Raw genomic sequence first — 18,796 nt, 5'->3', positions numbered from 1 at the left:
CCCCGGCGATGGAGCTGCAACGTTCGCCAGTCTGGATCCCCGCCTACGCGAGGATGACAAATAAAGGCATTTGGCGGTCGCCCTCCTGCGCCAGGCAGGGGACGACCTTACCCCTCAGTTGCTGTCCGAATTGTCGTCGCCGCCGGTCGCGACGAGCACGCCGACGACCAGCGCGGCGAGGACGCCGATGCTGATCAACGTCGCGGTCGGCACCGACGCGCCGAGCTTGCTGCCGCGCGCGGTCGGCGTGGCGGCGCGGGTCTTGGCCACCGACAGGCTGGCGGCGGGGTTGGTGGCGGTGGCGGCCGATGCCGCGACCGGGGTCGCCAGCAGCGCGAGGCTCGCGGCGGTTGCCGCCAATCCGTTGATCGTCTTCATTGTTCGAACTCCCTTGTTACGCACATCGGCGCATAGTCAGCCTTTGTGACAAACGGAACGCGGCAGCGGCAAAATCCCGGACGGGTTGCCCTTCGGCAACACGCGCAGTACATCGATGTCATGGCACGGCCGCTCCGAGAGGGGCGGCCCTTTCTATTTTCGGACGGAGTTTCCCCGTGGCCCAGCCGCTCATGCCCCATGCGACCGCTTCCTGGATGGTCGACAATACCTCGCTCTCGTTCGACCAGATCGCGGAGTTCTGCGGCCTCCACATCCTCGAGGTGCAGGCGATCGCCGACGATACCGCGGCGACCAAGCTGACCGGCCGCGATCCGGTCCGCGCGCACGAGGTGACGCAGGAGGAGATCGACAAGGGCCAGGACGATCCCGAATACCGGCTGCAGATGATCAAGGGCCCCGACCAGGTCCGCCGCACCAAGGGCCCGCGCTACACCCCGGTGTCGAAGCGCCAGGACAAGCCCGACGGCATCTCGTGGATCATCCGCAACCATCCCGAGATCACTGACGGCGCGATCAGCAACCTGATCGGCACCACCCGCACCACCATCGCCGCGATCCGCGATCGCAGCCATTGGAACATCGCCAACATCACCCCCAAGGATCCGGTGACGCTCGGCCTGACCACGCAGCGCGAACTCGACGCCGCGGTCGCGAAGGCAGCCAAGGCGGCGGGCATCGAAGCCCAGCCGACCGACCACCGCCTCGAGGGTGACCGCAGCGCGCTGATCGAACAGCTCCGCGCCGAACGCGACCAGGCCGCCCGCGACCTCGAGAATGGCGGCCGCGAACCGATCAGCGAAGCGAACGCCCTGTTCGGAGATCCGTTCAAGCGGTGAGGTGAGGGGGCGGCCCGTCGCTCCTAACCATGTGTCCCCGCGAAGGCGGGGACCCAGTACTGGGCTCCCGCCTTCGCGGGAGCGCAAGCTGCAGTGGCGAGCGGTAGCGGCAACACTGGACTTATCAGGTTGCAAACCGCTACCGACAGCCGATGTCCCAACCCGATGCCGCGTTCGCGCCCGACGACAGCCTGACGGCGACGAGTCACAAGGGGCTGACCTACCCCTTCGGCGGCGCCGAGCCCGCATCCGGCGACGTCATGCAGGTGGCGCCCGGCATCGGCTGGGTCCGGCTGCAGATCCCGGGGCCCTTGAAGCACGTCAATTGCTGGCTGCTCGACGACGGGGGCGGGGCGGCGCTGGTCGATGCCGGCATGAACACCGATGCCGCGCGCGATGCGTGGAAGTCGGTATTCCGCGGGCCGCTGGCGAGCACCGCCGTGACGCGGGTGATCGGCACGCATTTTCATCCCGATCACATCGGCCTCGCCGGCTGGATGTGCGCGCACCACGACGCGCCGCTGGTGATGACCCGCGGCGAATGGCTGACCGCACGGATGCTCGTCGCCGACGCGCGCGACGTGGTACCGGACGAGATGATCGCCTTCTGGCGCGCTGCCGGCTGGAGCCAGGACCAGATCGATCATGCCAGCGCGCGCGGCTGGTCCGGCTTTCGCCGGATCGTCACGCCGTTGCCGATGGGCTTCACCCGGATCGCGCACGGCGACATGCTGCGCATCGGCGCGGTCGATTGGCGGATCGTCGTCGGATCGGGGCACAGCCCGGAACATGCCTGCCTCTACGACGAACGGCACGGGGTGCTGATCGCGGGCGACCAGGTGTTGCCGCGGATCAGCCCCAATGTGTCGCTCGGGGTCACCGAGCCCAACGCCGATCCGCTCGGCGAATGGTTCGCGTCGATCGCGCGGCTGCGGGCGCTGCCCGCCGACCTGTTCGTCCTGCCGGGACATGGCGATCCGTTCACCGGGCTCCACGCGCGGTTGGACGCGATGGACCGCGAACATCGCGAGCGGCTCGACGAACTCGCGATCTTCCTCGCCGAGCCACGCCGCGCGTTCGACTGCTTCGGGCGGCTGTTCCGCCGCGCGATCGGCCCCGACATGCTCGGCATGGCGACCGGCGAGGCGCTGGCGCATGTCCGCCGCCTGGAGGTCGAGGGCCGTGCGGTGCGCGAGGATCGCGACGGCGTGTGGTGGTGGCGTGCGGGGTGACGCCGGGCTAGGCTCCGTGGCAACGATACCGGGAGAGCCTGCATGACCGAGCTTCGCGACCGCGCCGTCGCCCTGTACGACGCCTTCACCCACGATCACCACGACCGCCGCACGCTGCTGAAGCAAATGACCGCGCTCGCCGGTTCCGTCGCCGCGGCCGAGGCGCTGATCGTCGGCATTGCGGCATCGCCGGCCGCCGCCGCGGTGGTTGACCCTGCCGACCCGCGGCTGCACACCGAATGGAAGACCGGCAGCGACGCCGGCAAGCCCGCGCGCGCCTATGTCGCTGCCCCCGCCAAGGCGAAGGGCAAGCGCGGCACGGTGCTGGTGATCCACGAGAATCGCGGGCTGACCCCGCACATCCAGGACGTCGCGCGCCGCGTCGCGCTCGCCGGCTTCACCGCGATCGCGCCCGATCTGCTCGCACCGCAGGGTGGCACCCCGGCCGACGAGGACCGCGCCCGGACGCTCATCGGCACGATCGACTATGATCTCGCGCTCGCCCAGGCGGTGTCGATGATGGCAAAGGCGCGCGCGCAGCCGAGCTCCACGGGCAAGGCGGGGATCGTCGGCTTCTGCTGGGGCGGCGCGTTCGTGAATCAATTCGCGATCGCGGCCGGCGCCGATCTCGCCGCGGGGGTCGCCTATTACGGCCCGGCACCCGCCGCCACCAACGCGATCAGGGTCAAGGCCCCGCTGATGCTGCATTATGCGGGCAAGGACGCGCGGGTCGCCGCCACCGGGGAGCCCTGGGTCGCGGCGTTGAAGGCCGCGCACAAGCCGGTCGAGGCGTTCACCTATCCCGGTGTCGATCATGCGTTCAACAACGACACGTCGGCCGAACGCTACGATGCCGCCGCCGCCGCGCTCGCCTGGGGCCGCACGATCGCGTTCTTCCACAAGCATCTTGACGCATGACGATGGCGATGTTCCACTTCCGTTCCTGACGAATCGGAGATCGAGATGGCGCTGACGCTCTACACCAACCCCATGTCGCGCGGCCGCATCGCGCGCTGGATGCTCGAGGAGGTCGGGGTGGCGTACGAGGCGGTGATCCTCGATTACGCCGCGTCGATGAAGGACGACGCGTATCTGGCGGTCAATCCGATGGGCAAAGTCCCTGCGATCGTCCACGACGGCAAGGTGGTGACCGAAGGCGCCGCGATCTGCTGCTATCTGGCCGATACCTTCAGCGAAGCCGGGCTCGCGCCGACCGACGCCGAACGCGCCGACTATTATCGCTGGATGTTCTACGCCGCCGGCCCGGTAGAGGCGGCGGTGACCAACCGATCGCTGGGGGTGGTGCCCTCCGCCGAACAGCAGCGGATGGTCGGCTATGGCAGCTACGAGGCGGTGGTGGACACCTTCGCCGGCGCGGTCGCCGCGCACCCCTTCCTCGCCGGCGACCGCTTCACGGCGGCGGACGTCTATGCGGGTTCTCAGGTGATCTGGGGTGTCCAGTTCGGCTCGCTCCCCAAGCTGCCGGTGTTCGAGGACTATGTCGCCCGCGTCACCACCCGCGACGCCTACAAACGCGCCGCCGCGATCGACGACGCGCTGATGGCGCCGAAGGGGTGAGGGCGGTGCCGGTCAAGGACCTCGTCGGCCCGCCCAGGCCCACCGCCGAGGAACGAGCGATGCGCAAGGAGATGATGACGTTCGTGGAGCGCATGCTCCGCAAACGGCGCGGCGATTCCGATGATGGCGATCTGTCGCCGGTGTGGCCGCCGAACGGGCCATCGCCGCTGCCGTTGGCCGGGGCTGCGGAGCTGGATGACGGTTGATCCAAGAAGTTGACGGCGTCGGCGGGCCGTGGCCCAACGGGTCACCGTCGCGCGGCGTGGACGATGACGGCAGTCGACAGCAGGATCGAGGAGACGAGCGCGCCGATCGCGAGCAGGCCCGACGGGGTCACCGTGACGTCGGCCTTGAGTGCGGATCGCTTGCCGATCGCGACGGTGAGGCTGGCGTGCTGTGGGGCGTTTGGGGTCATGAGGACCGGCGACTTTGGCATTCTTAATAAACGCGGACGGCGGTGGAGAGTTCAGTCCTTCCGTCACCCCGGACTCGATCCGGGGTCCCGCTTTGCAACGAGTCCGACGACTGGCGCGCTTGCGGTCAGCGGGATCCCGATCGAGTCCGGGGTGACGGGACTTCCGCAGTGCTCCCGCGAAGGCGGGAGCCCAGTACTGGGTCCCCGCCTTCGCGGGGACACATGGGGCAATGTAGCTGCTCTATCGCGACGCGATCGCTAACGAGTGCGCGAGCTAGCCGATCACGCAAAGCGCACCCGTAGGAACTCACCCCTTACCGACCTGATTCCATCCGCCCCGGCAACGCAGCAAGAACCGCGATCCGCGCCGCCAGCGGCAGCGTCGCCCATGCCGCGATTTCGTCGATCGTCCGCCCGCATCCCAGGCAGACATCGCGCTCGTCGAGCGTGCACACCTGGTTGCACGGCGAGGCTCCTGCCGCCGCCGATCCGCTCGCATTAGGCACGGTCATCGCGGCTCAGCCGCCGATCGTCGCCTTCAGGAAGTCGGGCATCGGGCCGTTCCAGCCGTCGTCCGGCGCCTCGTCGACCGCATCGCGGCGCGGGCGGCGGTCGTCGTTGCGGCTGTCGCGGCGGGGGCGCTCGGCGCGAGGCGCCTCCTGCCGCGCCGGGGCGGGAGCGGGCGCCGGAGCATCTGCCACGACCAGCTCTGCCGCAGCGCGCGACTGGCGTGGCGGGCGGGGCGACCGCGGCTCGCGCGCCGGCCTCGCTTCGCGGGCGTCGTCGCGACGCGGCGCGCGGTCGCGGCGCGCACGCGGTGCTTCGCTCGTCTCGGCAGCGGGCTCGGCCGCGGCATCGTCCGCGCCGAGCCGCTCGATCGTCTGACCGGTCAGCTTCTCGATGTTCTGGACGTTCTCAGTGTCGTCGGGCGTCACGAAGGTATAGGCGGTGCCCGTCGCCCCCGCGCGGCCGGTGCGGCCGATGCGGTGGACATAGTCATCGGGGTGCCACGGCGCGTCGTAGTTGAACACCGTGCTCACGCCCTTGATGTCGAGCCCGCGCGCGGCGACGTCCGACGCGACCAGCACGTTGACCGCGCCGGTCTTGAACAATTCAAGTTCGGCAAGCCGCTGCGGCTGTTCCATGTCGCCATGGATCTCGCCCGATTTGCGACCGGCCTGGCGGAGCACCTTGTTGAGTTCGCGCACCGTCGTCTTGCGGTTGCAGAAGATGATCGCGTTGGTCACCTCCTCCTGGTCGAGCAATCGCCGCAGCCGCTCGCGCTTCGCCGCCTGGGACGGCACCGCGACCAGATACTGCTTGATGTTGAGATTGGTCGATGCCGGGCGCGACACCTCGATCATCTTCGGGTTGTCGAGGAACTTGTCGGCGAGCTTCTTGATCGGCGGCGGCATCGTCGCGGAGAACAGCAGCGTCTGCCGCGACTTCGGCAGCTTGGTGCAGATCTCCTCGATATCGGGGATGAAGCCCATGTCGAGCATCCGGTCCGCCTCGTCGATCACCAGCATCGAACAGCCGGTCAGCAGGATCTTGCCGCGACCGAACAGGTCCATCAGCCGCCCCGGCGTCGCGATCAGGACGTCGACGCCCTTTTCGAGCGCGGCGAGCTGGTCGCCCATCGACACGCCGCCGATCAGCAGCGCCATCGATAGCTTGTGGTTCTTGCCGTATTTTTCGAAATTCTCGGCGACCTGCGCCGCGAGTTCGCGGGTCGGCTCCAGGATCAGCGATCGCGGCATCCGCGCCCGGCTGCGGCCCTGCGCCAGGATGTCGATCATCGGCAGCACGAAGCTGGCGGTCTTGCCGGTGCCGGTCTGGGCGATACCGATGATGTCGCGCATCATCAGCACGGACGGGATCGCGCTCGCCTGAATCGGGGTCGGATCGGTGTAACCGGCGTCGGTCACCGTCTTCAGGAGTTCGTCTGAAAGGCCGAGATCGGCAAAGCTCATGCAAGTTTCCGGATAGATGCGCGCGCGAAACACGCCAGCAAACCAGTCGGCGCTCGCGGATTCGAGGGCCAAAGTCAAGAATTGCGCGCGCGGAGGCTTAGAGTCTGTTTGGAAATGCGCTGAAGGCGCATCTCGACGGAGCCGGCCAGTATCGGGTGAACGGCGCCCCGCGCCGGTCAGGCAATGCCGGGGGCATCGCCGACCCGATACTCCCCCTCCCGGCCACCCATCAGGATACCGTCTGGGTGGCCGGGAGGGGGAGCGGGCCGGCACCGCATTGAATTGGCTCTTCCGCCGATTTTCAACAGCCTCTTACTTGGCGGCCACCAGGGTCTTGAACGAATCGATCGCGCAGGTTGCGCCCGATCGCACCCGGATCACGTCGCGGTCGGCGCAGATCATTCCGTCGCTGCCCGGGCGGATGTAGAAGCCCGAATAGAAATCGAGCGGCTGGCAATCGTCGTCGAGGATTGCGCGGATGCGTTTACCGGTGGTCAGCGCGACGTCGACGGTGCGCGGGCGGACGATCATCGCGCCCGCCAGTTCGGCACCGGCGACGCATTTCGGGCCCTTCTTCTCTTTCCAGCGAATCGGCACCGGCATCTGCGAGGTGGTGCTGCGCATCTGTCCGGGGGCCGGCATCGCCACGCGCGGCACCCGGATGATAATCCGCTGCCGTATCGTCATCTGCGTCACGCGGACGCTGTCGGGCGCGAACGCAGCGCCGTCGACGACGTTGGCCGCGGGAAGGGCGAGCGCGAGCAGCGTGGCGGGGAGCACGGGATGGATCATGTCGTCCGCTGAAATCCTAGGGCCGATCGTTGAACGCGGGATGAACTCGGCCTATCCGCCGACCATGACGGTTTCGCTGTCCCCTGCGCAATCCGCGATGCTGGGCGCGCTCGCATCGCGGATCAACGCGAAATCGATCGTTACCGACCGTGACGTGATCGCGCCGTGGGAGACCGATTGGCGCCGCCGCTATCACGGCACCGCGCCCGCGATGCTCGCGCCTGCCTCGACCGCGGAGGTCGCGACGATCGTCGCCGCGGCGGCCGCGCATCGGGTCGCGCTGGTGCCCCAGGGCGGCAACAGTTCCATGGTCGGCGGCGCGACCCCGCCCGCGGACGGCTCCGCGTTGCTGCTGTCGCTCAGGCGGCTCGATCGCATCCGCCGGGTCGATGCCGAGGCGGGACTGGCGATCGCGGAGGCGGGGGTGATCCTAGCCGAACTCCACGCCGCTGCGATCGCGGTCGACCGGCGCTTTCCGCTGACGCTCGGCGCGCGCGGTACGGCGACGATCGGCGGGCTGGTGTCGACCAATGCGGGCGGCACCCAGGTGCTGCGCTTCGGATCGATGCGCGCGCTGGTCGCGGGGGTGGAGGCGGTGCTCGCCGACGGCACCATCCACGACGGACTCGCCGCGCTCAGGAAGGACAATCGCGGCTGGAACCTCGATCAGCTGCTGGTCGGCGCGGAGGGCACGCTGGCGATCGTCACCGCGGCGGCGCTGCGGCTGGTGCCCGCGGCGCGGACCCGCAGCATCGCCTGGGCGGGCACCGATTCGCCCGCCAGCGCGCTGCGGCTGCTCCGCCGCTGCCAGATGGCGAGCGACGCGATCGAGAGCTTCGAGATCCTGCCGCGCGAATCGCTGGCGGCGGTGCTCGCCTATCTGCCCGCCGCCCGCGCGCCGATCGCGGGCGAACATGCGTGGCACCTGCTGATCGAGAGCACCGATCCCCGCGGCGACGCACTGCTCGAGACGCTGCTCGCCGACGCACTCGACGCCGGGCTGATCGCCGACGCGACGATCGCGGCGAACGAGGCGCAGGGGCAGGCGTTCTGGCAGCTGCGCGATTCGATCTCCGATGCCGAACGCGCCACCGGCCCGGCGTCGCAGCACGACATCGCGGTGCCGGTCGACACGATGCCCGCGTTCATGATCGACGCCGCCGCGGCCTGCGATGCGCGCTTCCCCGGCACGCATGCGTCGGGGTTCGGGCATCTCGGCGACGGCAACGTCCATTTCCACGTCCGCGCCGCGCCCGGCACCGATCCCGCGCGCTGGTATGCCGAGGACGTTCCGGTCGTCACCCGGTTCGTCGACGATCTCGTCACCGCCGCGGGCGGGACGATCGCGGCCGAACACGGCATCGGCCAGATGAAGCGCGAGGAGCTGGAACGCCTCGCCTCGCCCGCGCGGCTGACCGCGCTCAGGGCGGTGAAGGCGGCGATGGATCCGCTCGGTATCCTCAATCCCGGCAAGCTCGTCGCGCTTGCGTCGGCACGCCCCGGCCCATAAAGCCTCGCGCCAATCGGCGGCGCGACCCGCTACCCCTTTCGACTGGAGAGTCCCCATGGCCAGCGCGCCGCTTCCGCTTTTCTACAACGGGCTCGAGCCGCTTTCGAGCGAGACCCATGCCGACTGGCGCGTCCGCCCCGCGGATACCGCCCCGTTCCTGATTGGCCAGCATGCGGTGCCGATCACCGTCGACGAATTCGCGCTGGTCCAGCGCTTCATGCCGATCGTCTTCTCGGTCGGCGACGACGCCATCCCGCTGGCGCTGATGGGCCTGAACGAGGGCGTCAACGTGTTCATGGGCGACGACGGCAAGCTCATCGACAACAACTTCTACGTGCCGGCCTATGTCCGTCGCTATCCGTACATGCTCGCGCGGCTGCGCCCCGATGCGGAGGAGCTGTCGCTCTGCTTCGATCCGACCTCCGAGACGATCGGCGCATTCCCGGACGGCGAGCCGCTGTTCGACGACGGCCAGCCGAGCGAGATTACCAAGAACATCCTGGGTTTCGCCGAGAGCTTCGAACAGGCGGGCGCACGCACCCAGAACTTCATGAACGAGCTTCGCGAACTCGGCCTGCTGATGGACGGCGAGGTCTCGATCCAGCCCGACGGGGCCGAACAGCCCTTCGTGTATCGCGGCTTCCAGATGATCAACGAAGAGAAGCTGGCCGATCTGCGCGGCGACCAGCTGCGCAAGATGACCAAGTCCGGCATGCTCCCGCTGCTCTACGCACACCTGTTCTCGCTGACGCTGATGCGCGACATCTTCGCCCGTCAGGTCCAGCAGGGCAAGTCGCCGCAGCCGGAACTGCCGACGCTGAATTGAGGGTCGCGGGGCGCTCCCAGCGAGGGCAACACACCGCGCCAGCCGGAGCTCAACCCAGTTCGTCACCCCGGACTTGATCCGGGGTCCCGCTTTGCATCGAGTAGGACGACTGGTGCTCCTGCGACTCAGCGGGACCCCGGATCAAGTCCGGGGTGACGGGTGATTGCGCAGAGGTCTCGCTGAGGCGTGAAGGTCTCTGAGTCCTCGCCTGCCCAGTGGAGATTGCCGTCTCTGGCTGACGAGGGGGTAGCTCCGGAAGCTATCGACCATCTCGAAACCAAAAACAAAAAATGCACGCTTTTTCATCGGGGGTTGAACCAAATCGCGGTTCACCTATTTTAGTCTCGTACGGCGCTCGTGTCCCCCCTTTCTCGGGCCCGTATGACACACCTCCGGGTGTGTCTCCTCCCTGAACCTTGGCCACCTCGTGCTACGTGCACGGGGTGGTTTTTTTATTCGGCGGCGGCGGCGAGGGGGTAGGCGAGGGCCTCGTCCTCGATCGCGGCGAGGATCCGCCGCACCAGCGCCACGCTCCGTGCCAGGCCGATGCCGGGGGAGTCGAACCGGCGATCCAGGTACAGCGCGCGGTCGAGCTCCAGCTGCACCGCATGGATGCCGCGATCGGGGGCGCCATGGCGGTCGAGGATGTGCCCGCCCGCATAGGGCGTGTTGATCGCGGCACGGATGCCGGCGCCGCCGCACTCGCTCTCGATCCGCGCGACGAACCGCGCGTGGCAGGATCGGCCGAAGCGGTCGCCGATCACCACCTGCGCGCCGTCGACCGGCGGCATCGAATGAAGGTCCACCAGCACCGCGATGCCGAAGACCGCGCGGGTCGCCGCCAGAATTTCCGCTAGAGCCTCGTGATAGGGCCGGTGATCGTTGGCGATCCGCGCGTCGATATCGTCGGCGGGAAAGCGCCGGCGCCAGATCTCGCCCGCGCCGCTGGCCCGCCGGGGCACCAGCCCGAGGCCGCTGCGCAGCTTGGCGCTCTGCACCGGCGGCGCGGCGGCGGGGGCGCCCTCGTCGACCCGCGGATCGCGCTCGTCCTCGCCGCGGTTCAGATCGATCCACGCCCGGGGCAGCCGCTGGACGAGCATGATCTCCCCGGTCCGCGCCTCGTGCGCGACGCGATCGACATGGCGGTCCTCGAGCGGCATCAGGCTCGTCAGCGGCACCCGCAGCGCCGCACGCAGCGCCAGTGGGTAATCGCGCCCGGCATGCGGCACCGACAGCACCACCGGCGTCGCCGGCACCGCAGGGCCCAGCCGATCGAACGAACCCGTCATCGCCGCGACGTTAAGCCGCGGCTCCGATCATCGCAACGCTCTGGAATTCTTAACCGCTTCGGGCATAATGGATAAGCAACGAAGGACGTGCGCGATGATCCGAATATTGCTGGCCGAGGACGACCAGATCATGCGCGAGTATCTCACCCGCGCGCTGGAGCGCGCCGGCTATGCGGTGACCGCGGTCGATCGCGGCACCGCGGCGATTCCGCTGCTGGAGACCGAGCGCTTCGATCTGCTGCTCACCGACATCGTCATGCCCGAGATGGACGGCATCGAACTCGCCCAGCGCGCGGGCGAGATGGTATCGGGACTGCGCGTCATGTTTATCACCGGCTTCGCGGCGGTGACGCTGAAGGCGGGCCGTGAGGTGCCGCACGCCCGCGTCCTCTCCAAGCCCTTCCACCTCCGCGACCTGGTGCTGGAGGTGGATCGCATGTTCGAGGTCGACAGCGCCACCGGCCTCAACTGAACCGCCCCGATCGAACCGCTTGCGTCGCGGCGAACCCGCGGCTAGAGGCACCCTCCTCGTGGGCGTGTAGCTCAGTGGTAGAGCACTGTGTTGACATCGCAGGGGTCGCAAGTTCAATCCTTGCCACGCCCACCAGACAAAAGGCTCGCCGGCTCGATTGAGTTGGCGGGCCTTTTTTGTTCCCCGCGCGATTGGGCAAGCTTTTCCGCGACGAGGCGAGCGGCCGTGACGCGATCCTGATCGCGACCCACCGCGTGTGTCGATTTTCTTCAAGGCTGCGGCCCGCTGTCTCCGTCTCGGCTGTCGGAAGACATCCGAAGGAAACCGCACGTCGTGAACCGCCTGCTACTCGCCACCTCCGCCACGATCGCCATCACCGCCGCCTCCGCCGTTTCGGCGCAGACGGTGATCGACACCAAGCGCACCACCCAGGTGCGCACCTCGACTGTCAGGAACGGCAGCGCCGACGCCATCAGCATCGTCGCGGCGGGCAGCGTCGTGCCGACCGGTGGCGCGGCCGTCGTCATCGACAGCGATCATGGCGTGACGAACGCCGGCACCATCCAGGTCTCCGACGCCGACGGCGCGACCGGCATCCTGGCGCAGGCCGGGGTGAAGAGCGGGATCACCAATTCCGGCAAGATCATCGTCGACGAGGCCTATACCGCGACCGATACCGATAAGGACGGCGACCTCGACGGTGCCTTCGCGAAGGGTACCGGGCGCACCGGCATCCGTACTGCGGGCGCCTTCACCGGCACGATCGCGAACAGTGGTGAGATCAGCGTCGAGGGAAATGATTCCGCGGGCATCTATCTGGGCGGGCCGCTTACCGGGAGCATCAACCATTCGGGGAAGACCGCCGTCGTCGGCGATCGCTCGGTCGGCGTGCGCGTCGGGGCGGTGACCGGCGCCGTCACGCTCGGCGGTTCGATCACCGCGATCGGGCGCGACGCGGTCGGCGCACGGCTCGACGGCGACGTCGCGGGCGCGCTGATCGTCGAAGGGCTGATCGGATCGAGCGGCTATCGGTACAGCACGCCGCCCGCCGACGCATCGAAGCTCGACGCCGACGATCTGCTCCAGGGCGGCCCGGCGCTGCTGGTCGCGGGAGACGTCACCGGCGGGATCAAACTGTCGGGCGCCACCGGCAAGGCGGCGGACGTCGTGTCCTACGGCGCCGCTCCCGGTTTCCAGATCGGCGCCGCGGGGCGCGCGGTGACGATCGGCGCGGTGGCCGGGACGACGCCCGCGGCGGGGCTCGTGATCGACGGCAAGGTGACCGGGAGCGGCGTGTACAGCGGCGTCGCCGCCACCGGGCTGGCGATCGGCGGCCTCGGTGGTGCGGTCACGATCACGGGCGGCGTGGCGGTCGGCGGCACCGTGCAGGCGACCGCGACGGGTGCGTCGGCGACCGGTATCCGCTTCGGCACGGGCTCGGCGACGCCCGAGCTGCGGGTGACCGGTGCGGTGACGGCGGCGGGCGGCGGCGCGATCGCAACCCAGTCGATCGCGGTGCTGATCGACACCGGCGCGGCGGTCCCGGTCTTGCGCAACGGCGGCACGATCCGCGCAGGCGCGACCGGGGCGACCGCGATCGGCATCCTCGATCGCACCGGCAACCTGACGCTCGTGGAGAATAGCGGCGCGATCGGTGCGGCCGGTGCGGACGCGGCGCGGTCGGTCGCGATCGATCTGTCCGCGAACACCAGCGGCGCGATGATCCGTCAGACCGCGCCGACCAGCGGCGCGGCGCCCGCGATCGCCGGGGCGATCCGCTTCGGCACCGGCAGCGACCGCCTCGATCTTGCCGCGGGGTCGGTCTCGGGCGACGTTACCTTCGGGGCGGGCGACAACCGCCTCGACATGACCAATGCGAGCAGCTTCGCCGGGTCGACGACCTTCGGCTCCGGCGCCGACACGATCGCGATCGGCGGCACCGCGACCTATGCGGGCACCGCGGACTTTGCAGGCGGCGGCCAGGACGTGCTCGCGATTACCGGCAAGGGCGTATTCGCGGGCAAGCTGGTGAATGCCGGCACTCTCGCGGTCAGCGTCGCGGCGGGCGGCGGCACTTTCGCGGCCAGCGGCGGCACGACGATCGGCTCCCTCGCGCTCGGCGATCAATCGGTGCTGAGCGTCGCGCTCGACAAGGCCAACCCGGCCGCCAATCTCATTCAGGTGAACGGCGCGACGACAATCGCGGCCAACAGCAAGCTCCAGCTGCGCGTCGCAGGCGGCGTCGACATCGCCGGGCGCTATGTCGTACTGCGATCGGGCACGCTGACCGGTGCGCAGAACCTGACGCTGGCGACTACCGCGGTGCCGTTCCTCTACAAGGGCGCGATCGTGGCCGCGTCGCTCAACGAGATCGCGGTCGACGTGGTACGCAAGGCGAAGGGGGAGCTGGGCCTCGATCGCGGGGCGACCAGCGCGTTCGATTCGATCGATACCGCGATCGGCACCGATGCCAAGCTCGCTGCGGCGGTCCGCGGCATCTACGACGGCGACTCCTTCCGCGCCGCGGTCGACCAGATGCTCCCCAACTATGCGGGCGGCGTGTTCGAAAGCGTCACGCTCGCCTCGCGCGCCGCGGCGGCGCAGGTGCTGGAACCCGCGGGCAGCTTTTCGGAAGAGGGCGGCTGGGGCGTGTGGCTGACGCCGGTCGGCTATGACGGCTCGAAGGCCGCGCGCAGCACCGCGAGCTACGACGTGCATGGCTGGGGCCTCAGCGGCGGCCTGGAGCGCAAGACCCAGGCCGGCAATTTCGGCGCGTCGCTCGCCTATCTGAAGGGCCGCGCGAGCGAGGGCATCGCGGTCGATCGCGTCGACCACAGCCAGTACGAGCTCGCCGGCTTCTGGCGCGGACATTGGGGCGGGTTCGCCGCACAGGTCCGCGGGTCCGCCGCGTTCGTCTCGCTCGACAGCGTGCGCCAGTTCGACGGCGTGCTAGGCACCGAAAAGGTGCAGCGCCGCGCCGATGCCGACTGGAACGCCATGCTCTACACCGGCACCGGCTCGGTTTCCTACGAGCGGGCGGTCGGCCAGTTCAGCCTGCGCCCGGTCGTCACGCTCGACTATTACAAGTTGAACGAAGACGCCTATCGCGAGGCGGGCGGCGGCACCGGCTTCGACCTCACCGTCCGCAAGCGCAGCAGCGACGAACTCGCGGTGGCCGCCAGCCTGGCGGCGGGGATCAACTTCGGCGGCGACAATCGCTACGCCCAGTGGAGCCGGATCGAGATCGAAGGCGGCCGGCGCGAGCGGATCGCAGGCGCGCTTGGCCGGACCACCGCCAGCTTCGGCAGCGGCACGCCCTTCTCGCTTGATCCGGAGCGTCGCAGCAGCGGCTGGACGGGTAAGGTTCGCGCGATCACCGGCTCGAGCGAGGTGCGCCTCAGCGGCGAGGTCGGCGCCGAACAGCGTCTCGGCGATGTCGCGCTCTCCGCGCGTGCCGCCCTGCAGTTCGCCTTCTAGGCGAAGCGCGCGTGCCTTCCCCCCGCACGTGCGCAATCCTGGAGCTCCGCCCTGGCCCGGGGCGGAGCTCCTTCTCTCGTGGCGAGCGATCGGCTACACCGCCGGCGTCCCACCAGCTTGCACCGGTCACCGCCATGCCGCCCCCAGGATCCCCCACCGGGATCGAGGCCATCTACCTCGCCAATCGCGATCGGTTGCTCCGCTTCCTGGTGGCGCGCGGGGCGGGCGACGCGGCGGAGGATCTGGTCCAGGACCTCTGGCTGAAGGTGTCGAAGCGGGCCGACGGGCCGATCGGCAACCCGGTCGCCTATCTGTTTCGCGCCGCGGACACGCTGATGATCGATCGCTACCGATCGCGGCGCCAGTCCGATTTGCGCGATCGGGCGTGGAGCGAGGATGTTGGCGACGGGGAGGTCTCGCCCGACCCGCATGCCGAGCGCGTGATCGCCGCGCGGCAGGAGGCCGAACGAGTGGCGGCGGTGCTGGCCGGTCTCGGCGACCGCAAGGCGGCGATCTTCCGCCGCGCGCGGATCGACGGGGTGCCGCAGCGGCAGATCGCGGCGGAGCTGGGGATCAGCCTCAGCACGGTCGAAAGCGACCTGCGCGCCGCCTGCCGGGCGCTGGCCGATCTGAAGGAACGGATGCGATGAGCGACGACGACGATAGCCGCGGCCGGGCGGACCGCGACGAGGCAGTGGACTGGGTAGTCCGCATGGCCGAGCCCGACGCCGACTGGGATGCCTTCACCGCGTGGCTCGAGGCGGATCCCGCTCGCGCGGAACGCTATGATCGCGCCGCCACCGCGCTCGCCGATGCCGCGACGATTGTCTCCGCCGCACCGGTTGCGCCGGTGTCGGTCGTTGCTCCGCGTCCACGACGCTGGATCGCTGGCGCACTCGCCGCGGCGCTGGTCGGCGCGGTCGGGATGGGGGTGTGGACCCAGGCGCCGCGCCCCTACACCGTCGAGACCGCGGCGGGCGAGCAGCGCACCGTCACGCTCGGCGACGGCAGCAGCGTCCTGATCGCGGGCGCGTCGCGGGTCCGCCTCGATCGGCACGATCCGCGGGTCGCCGCCGTCGAACGCGGCGAGATGCTGTTCCGCGTCCGCCACGATGCCGCGCGGCCGTTCACCGTCGAGGTCGGCGACCTGCGACTGGTCGACCTCGGCACCGTGTTCGACGTGAAGTCCGTCGGCGGGCGGACCCGCGTCGCGGTGGCCGAAGGCGCGGTGATGGTCGATCCGGACGGCGCGGCGATGCGGCTCGACGCGGGGCGGGCGATGCTCGCCGACGGGGCCACGATCCAGCGTCTCGCGGTCGATCCGGCGGAGGTCGGCGGCTGGCGCGACGGGCGGCTCGCGTTCGACGGCGCGCCCTTGTCCGAGGTCGCCGCCGATCTCTCCCGCCAGCTCGGACGGCAGGTCGTTGCCGCCCCCGCGGTCGCGGCGCGGCCGTTCCGCGGGACGATCGACACCCGCAGCATCGGCGGCGACCCGCGACTGCTCGGCCGGTTGCTCGGTGTGGAGGTTCGCCCTGCCGCGGGAGGCTGGGTGCTGGAAGCGAGCCGTTGATGGCGCCGTGGCGGATGGCGGCGGTGGTCGTCTGTGCGACGCTCGGGTCGGCGGCCGATGCGGCGGATCGGGCAGCGATCGATCTGCCCGCCGGCAGCGTCGGCGAGCAGGTGCTCGCGCTCGGCCGCAGCACCCGCACCAACATCGTCGTTCCCGATGCGCGGCTCTGGGCCCGCCGCGTTCCGCGGCTGCGCGGGCGCTACGACGTCGCGGCCGCGCTCGTTACGATCGCGCGTCACGCCCAGGCTCGGGTCGAGGAGGTCGGGCGCAACGGATGGCGCCTCGTCGCGCTGCCGGCGCCACGGCCGGGCAGGGTGCTCGCCAGACCCGCTCGGCCGATCGCTCTGCCGGTGCTGCCGCAGGAAACCGCCGACATCGTCGTCGTCGCGAGCAAGCGCGATACCCGCAACAGCGATTTCGCGGGTCAGTTCGCCAGCGTGCCGGGCAGCGATCTCGAATTCGGCGGCGTCGGCGGCACCGACCGGCTCGCCGAGCGGCTGACCAGCGTCGCCTCCACCTATCTTGGCGCGGGACGCAACAAGCTCTTCATTCGCGGTATCGCGGATTCCAGCTTCACCGGGCCGACCCAGGCGACCGTGGGCCAGTATTTCGGCGATCTCCGCCTCAGCTACAACGCGCCCGATCCGGACCTGCGGCTGTCCGATCTGGCGTCGGTCGAGGTGTTGGAGGGGCCGCAGGGCACGCTCTACGGCGCGGGGTCGCTCGGCGGGCTGATCCGGCTGGTGCCGAATGCGCCGGACGCGTCGCGGATCAGCGGCTCCGCGATCCTCGGCGGCGCGGCGACGATGCACGGCGCCCCCGGCGTCGACGCGCAGGTCGTCGCCAACCTGCCCATCGTCGCCGATCGGCTCGCGATCCGCATCGTCGCCGACGCGGCATCGGAGGGCGGGTATATCGACAAGCCGCTGCTCGGCCGCACCGACGTCAATCGCACCCGCATCGCGGGCGGCCGTGCCGCCGCACGCCTCGACGTCGCGCCGGGGTGGAGCGTCGACCTGATCGGCATCGGTCAGCGCATCCGCGGCGCCGATGGCCAATATGCCGATCGCGACGGTCCCCCGCTCAGCCGGTCGGCCGCGGTCACCGAAGGCTTCGCGACCGACTTCCGCCAGGCGCAATTCGTCGTCTCTGGCATGATCGGCGGGGTGCATATGCGCTCCAGCACCGGGATCACCGCGCACGACCTGATGGAGCGCTACGACGCGACCCCGCCCGGCGGGCCGCTCCAGCTGTTCGCGCAGGCCAACCGCACCCGGATGCAGGCCAACGAGACGCGCGCCTGGTCCTCGGCGCCGGATGGATCGGGCTGGCTCGCGGGCTTCAGCTACACCCACAACCGCACCCGCTTGACCCGGCTGTTCGGCACGCCCGGCGCGCTGCAGCCGACCACCGGCGTGGTCAACGGCATCAACGAGACCACGCTCTATGGCGAGGCCAGCCTGCGCCTGCTGCCCGGCCTGCTCACCACCGGGGGCGTCCGCGTCACCCGGTCGGTGCTCGACGGCGAGGGGGAGGATCTGCCTGAAAGCGTGCGCCTCACCTCGCTCGCGATCGTCGCGCGGCGATCGCAGACGATCGTGCTGCCGTCCGCCTCCGCCCTGGTCGACCTGACGCCGCGAACGCAGCTGTTCTTGCGCTACCAACAGGGTTTCCGCCCCGGCGGGCTGGCGATCGAGAGCGAGAGCGTCCGTCGCTTCCGCAACGATCGGGTGGCGACGATCGAGGCGGGGGTCCGTTCGGGCGGACTCGGTCCGTTCGACGTCGCGGTCACGGTCGCGCATACCTCGTGGCGCGACATCCAGGCCGATTTCATCGACGGATCGGGGCTGCCGAGTACCGCCAATATCGGCGACGGACAGCTCTGGACGATCGAGGCCAAGGCCGGGCTGCGGGTGACGCAGGCGCTCCGGGTCGAGGGTGCAGCGTCCTATAACGACGGGCGCATCGACGATCCGTCGACGATCCGGTTGGCCGGCCTGATCACCAGCCTTGCGGACGATGCGGCGACGGCGCGGGCACAGCTGCTCGCGCGGCTGAGCCAGATCCCGAACATCGCGCGCGTCACTGCCCGGGCCGGTGCGGTCTACCGGCGCCCGATGGGGGCGTCGCGGGACCTGAAGGTCGACGCCTGGGTCCGCTATGTCGGCTCGTCGCGGCTGGGCGTGGGGCCGGTACTGGGGCAGGACCAGGGCGACTATCTCGACAGCGGCATCACCGCGCGAATCGGCATGGGGCCGATCGGCTTGACCGCGGGCCTGACCAACCTGACCGACGCCCGCGGCAACCGCTTCGCGCTCGGCACCCCGTTCGCGACCGGCAAGGATCAGGTCACCCCACTACGCCCGCGGACGATCAGGATGGGGCTGGACGCCGCCTTCTAGCCCGGAACCAGCCGCCGTATCGCGC

At 69.9% G+C, this 18,796-nt stretch carries 18 protein-coding genes and 1 tRNA gene; 13 read left to right on the top strand and 6 right to left on the bottom strand.

Annotated features, from left to right (window positions below; all coding sequences use genetic code 11):
* Positions 1-114: 114 nt before the first annotated feature.
* On the bottom strand, positions 115-378 hold the full coding sequence (locus ACT009_RS07390) for a hypothetical protein (protein ID WP_445193690.1): 264 nt from the start codon (positions 376-378) through the stop codon (positions 115-117).
* Positions 379-554: 176 nt separating this feature from the next.
* Between ACT009_RS07390 and ACT009_RS07385 the strand changes: the two genes are divergently transcribed.
* The 5 genes from ACT009_RS07385 to ACT009_RS07365 all read left to right on the top strand — a co-directional run bounded on the left by ACT009_RS07385 (position 555) and on the right by ACT009_RS07365 (position 4,251).
* On the top strand, positions 555-1,235 hold the full coding sequence (locus ACT009_RS07385; protein WP_445193689.1) for a cell cycle transcriptional regulator TrcR: 681 nt from the start codon (positions 555-557) through the stop codon (positions 1,233-1,235).
* 152 nt (positions 1,236-1,387) lie between these two features.
* Entirely contained in the window at positions 1,388-2,467 is a 1,080-nt protein-coding gene (locus ACT009_RS07380) for an MBL fold metallo-hydrolase (RefSeq protein ID WP_445193688.1), read from the top strand.
* A 42-nt stretch (positions 2,468-2,509) separates the two neighbouring features.
* Positions 2,510-3,385 carry a dienelactone hydrolase family protein gene (locus tag ACT009_RS07375; RefSeq protein ID WP_445193687.1) on the top strand — a complete coding sequence of 292 codons (876 nt, stop codon included), beginning with the start codon at positions 2,510-2,512 and terminating at the stop codon, positions 3,383-3,385.
* A gap of 45 nt (positions 3,386-3,430) precedes the next feature.
* Entirely contained in the window at positions 3,431-4,045 is a 615-nt protein-coding gene (locus ACT009_RS07370; RefSeq protein ID WP_445193686.1) for a glutathione S-transferase family protein, read from the top strand.
* Between the two features lie 5 nt (positions 4,046-4,050).
* Positions 4,051-4,251 (top strand): hypothetical protein, encoded by a 201-nt coding sequence (locus ACT009_RS07365; protein ID WP_445193685.1) that lies wholly within the window; start codon positions 4,051-4,053, stop codon positions 4,249-4,251.
* Between the two features lie 41 nt (positions 4,252-4,292).
* Here the strand turns inward: ACT009_RS07365 and ACT009_RS07360 are convergent, their stop codons facing one another.
* The 4 genes from ACT009_RS07360 to ACT009_RS07345 all read right to left on the bottom strand — a co-directional run bounded on the left by ACT009_RS07360 (position 4,293) and on the right by ACT009_RS07345 (position 7,225).
* A complete protein-coding gene (locus ACT009_RS07360) occupies positions 4,293-4,460 on the bottom strand; it encodes a hypothetical protein (protein ID WP_445193684.1) in 168 nt (55 codons plus the stop codon).
* A 314-nt stretch (positions 4,461-4,774) separates the two neighbouring features.
* Entirely contained in the window at positions 4,775-4,972 is a 198-nt protein-coding gene (locus ACT009_RS07355; RefSeq protein ID WP_445193683.1) for a DUF1289 domain-containing protein, read from the bottom strand.
* A gap of 6 nt (positions 4,973-4,978) precedes the next feature.
* Positions 4,979-6,433, bottom strand: coding sequence for a DEAD/DEAH box helicase (locus ACT009_RS07350; RefSeq protein WP_445193682.1), 1,455 nt, complete (start codon positions 6,431-6,433; stop codon positions 4,979-4,981).
* A 312-nt stretch (positions 6,434-6,745) separates the two neighbouring features.
* Positions 6,746-7,225 carry a hypothetical protein gene (locus ACT009_RS07345; RefSeq protein WP_445193681.1) on the bottom strand — a complete coding sequence of 160 codons (480 nt, stop codon included), beginning with the start codon at positions 7,223-7,225 and terminating at the stop codon, positions 6,746-6,748.
* A 64-nt stretch (positions 7,226-7,289) separates the two neighbouring features.
* Between ACT009_RS07345 and ACT009_RS07340 the strand changes: the two genes are divergently transcribed.
* Positions 7,290-8,735, top strand: coding sequence for an FAD-binding oxidoreductase (locus tag ACT009_RS07340; RefSeq protein WP_445193680.1), 1,446 nt, complete (start codon positions 7,290-7,292; stop codon positions 8,733-8,735).
* A 55-nt stretch (positions 8,736-8,790) separates the two neighbouring features.
* The gene (locus tag ACT009_RS07335; protein ID WP_445193679.1) at positions 8,791-9,561 is read left to right on the top strand and encodes a SapC family protein; all 771 of its coding nucleotides are present in this window, start codon (positions 8,791-8,793) and stop codon (positions 9,559-9,561) included.
* Positions 9,562-10,013: 452 nt separating this feature from the next.
* Here the strand turns inward: ACT009_RS07335 and ACT009_RS07330 are convergent, their stop codons facing one another.
* Complete coding sequence (locus ACT009_RS07330) at positions 10,014-10,850, bottom strand: N-formylglutamate amidohydrolase (protein ID WP_445193678.1); 837 nt, start codon at positions 10,848-10,850, stop codon at positions 10,014-10,016.
* A gap of 94 nt (positions 10,851-10,944) precedes the next feature.
* Between ACT009_RS07330 and cpdR the strand changes: the two genes are divergently transcribed.
* The 6 genes from cpdR (at position 10,945) to ACT009_RS07300 (ending at position 18,771) form a co-directional block, all read left to right on the top strand.
* A complete protein-coding gene (gene cpdR, locus ACT009_RS07325; protein WP_445193677.1) occupies positions 10,945-11,322 on the top strand; it encodes a cell cycle two-component system response regulator CpdR in 378 nt (125 codons plus the stop codon).
* A 60-nt stretch (positions 11,323-11,382) separates the two neighbouring features.
* Positions 11,383-11,457, top strand: a tRNA-Val gene (locus tag ACT009_RS07320).
* A 198-nt stretch (positions 11,458-11,655) separates the two neighbouring features.
* Positions 11,656-14,799 carry an autotransporter outer membrane beta-barrel domain-containing protein gene (locus ACT009_RS07315; RefSeq protein ID WP_445193676.1) on the top strand — a complete coding sequence of 1,048 codons (3,144 nt, stop codon included), beginning with the start codon at positions 11,656-11,658 and terminating at the stop codon, positions 14,797-14,799.
* A 134-nt stretch (positions 14,800-14,933) separates the two neighbouring features.
* A complete protein-coding gene (locus tag ACT009_RS07310) occupies positions 14,934-15,449 on the top strand; it encodes an RNA polymerase sigma factor (RefSeq protein WP_445193675.1) in 516 nt (171 codons plus the stop codon).
* Positions 15,446-16,369 (top strand): FecR family protein, encoded by a 924-nt coding sequence (locus ACT009_RS07305; RefSeq protein WP_445193674.1) that lies wholly within the window; start codon positions 15,446-15,448, stop codon positions 16,367-16,369. The genes ACT009_RS07310 and ACT009_RS07305 overlap by 4 nt, the downstream gene beginning before the upstream one ends.
* The gene (locus tag ACT009_RS07300) at positions 16,369-18,771 is read left to right on the top strand and encodes a TonB-dependent receptor (RefSeq protein ID WP_445193673.1); all 2,403 of its coding nucleotides are present in this window, start codon (positions 16,369-16,371) and stop codon (positions 18,769-18,771) included. Before ACT009_RS07305 ends, ACT009_RS07300 begins: the two co-directional genes overlap by 1 nt.
* Positions 18,772-18,796 lie beyond the last annotated feature (25 nt).

Source organism: Sphingomonas sp. Tas61C01 (genome assembly GCF_052567495.1).
Note: the sequence above shows the minus strand (reverse complement) of the source record. Positions and strands in the feature narration are given on the sequence as shown.

Excerpts from the sequence above, each read along its gene's own strand:
- ACT009_RS07390 (WP_445193690.1), bottom strand. The coding sequence starts at position 378 with ATGAAGACGATCAACGGATTGGCGGCAACCGCCGCGAGCCTCGCGCTG.
- ACT009_RS07380 (WP_445193688.1), top strand. The coding sequence starts at position 1,388 with ATGTCCCAACCCGATGCCGCGTTCGCGCCCGACGACAGCCTGACGGCG.
- ACT009_RS07375 (WP_445193687.1), top strand. The coding sequence starts at position 2,510 with ATGACCGAGCTTCGCGACCGCGCCGTCGCCCTGTACGACGCCTTCACC.
- ACT009_RS07370 (WP_445193686.1), top strand. The coding sequence starts at position 3,431 with ATGGCGCTGACGCTCTACACCAACCCCATGTCGCGCGGCCGCATCGCG.
- ACT009_RS07360 (WP_445193684.1), bottom strand. The coding sequence starts at position 4,460 with ATGACCCCAAACGCCCCACAGCACGCCAGCCTCACCGTCGCGATCGGC.
- ACT009_RS07355 (WP_445193683.1), bottom strand. The coding sequence starts at position 4,972 with ATGACCGTGCCTAATGCGAGCGGATCGGCGGCGGCAGGAGCCTCGCCG.
- ACT009_RS07350 (WP_445193682.1), bottom strand. The coding sequence starts at position 6,433 with ATGAGCTTTGCCGATCTCGGCCTTTCAGACGAACTCCTGAAGACGGTG.
- ACT009_RS07345 (WP_445193681.1), bottom strand. The coding sequence starts at position 7,225 with ATGATCCATCCCGTGCTCCCCGCCACGCTGCTCGCGCTCGCCCTTCCC.
- ACT009_RS07340 (WP_445193680.1), top strand. The coding sequence starts at position 7,290 with ATGACGGTTTCGCTGTCCCCTGCGCAATCCGCGATGCTGGGCGCGCTC.
- ACT009_RS07335 (WP_445193679.1), top strand. The coding sequence starts at position 8,791 with ATGGCCAGCGCGCCGCTTCCGCTTTTCTACAACGGGCTCGAGCCGCTT.
- ACT009_RS07330 (WP_445193678.1), bottom strand. The coding sequence starts at position 10,850 with ATGACGGGTTCGTTCGATCGGCTGGGCCCTGCGGTGCCGGCGACGCCG.
- cpdR (WP_445193677.1), top strand. The coding sequence starts at position 10,945 with ATGATCCGAATATTGCTGGCCGAGGACGACCAGATCATGCGCGAGTAT.
- ACT009_RS07310 (WP_445193675.1), top strand. The coding sequence starts at position 14,934 with ATGCCGCCCCCAGGATCCCCCACCGGGATCGAGGCCATCTACCTCGCC.
- ACT009_RS07305 (WP_445193674.1), top strand. The coding sequence starts at position 15,446 with ATGAGCGACGACGACGATAGCCGCGGCCGGGCGGACCGCGACGAGGCA.
- ACT009_RS07300 (WP_445193673.1), top strand. The coding sequence starts at position 16,369 with ATGGCGCCGTGGCGGATGGCGGCGGTGGTCGTCTGTGCGACGCTCGGG.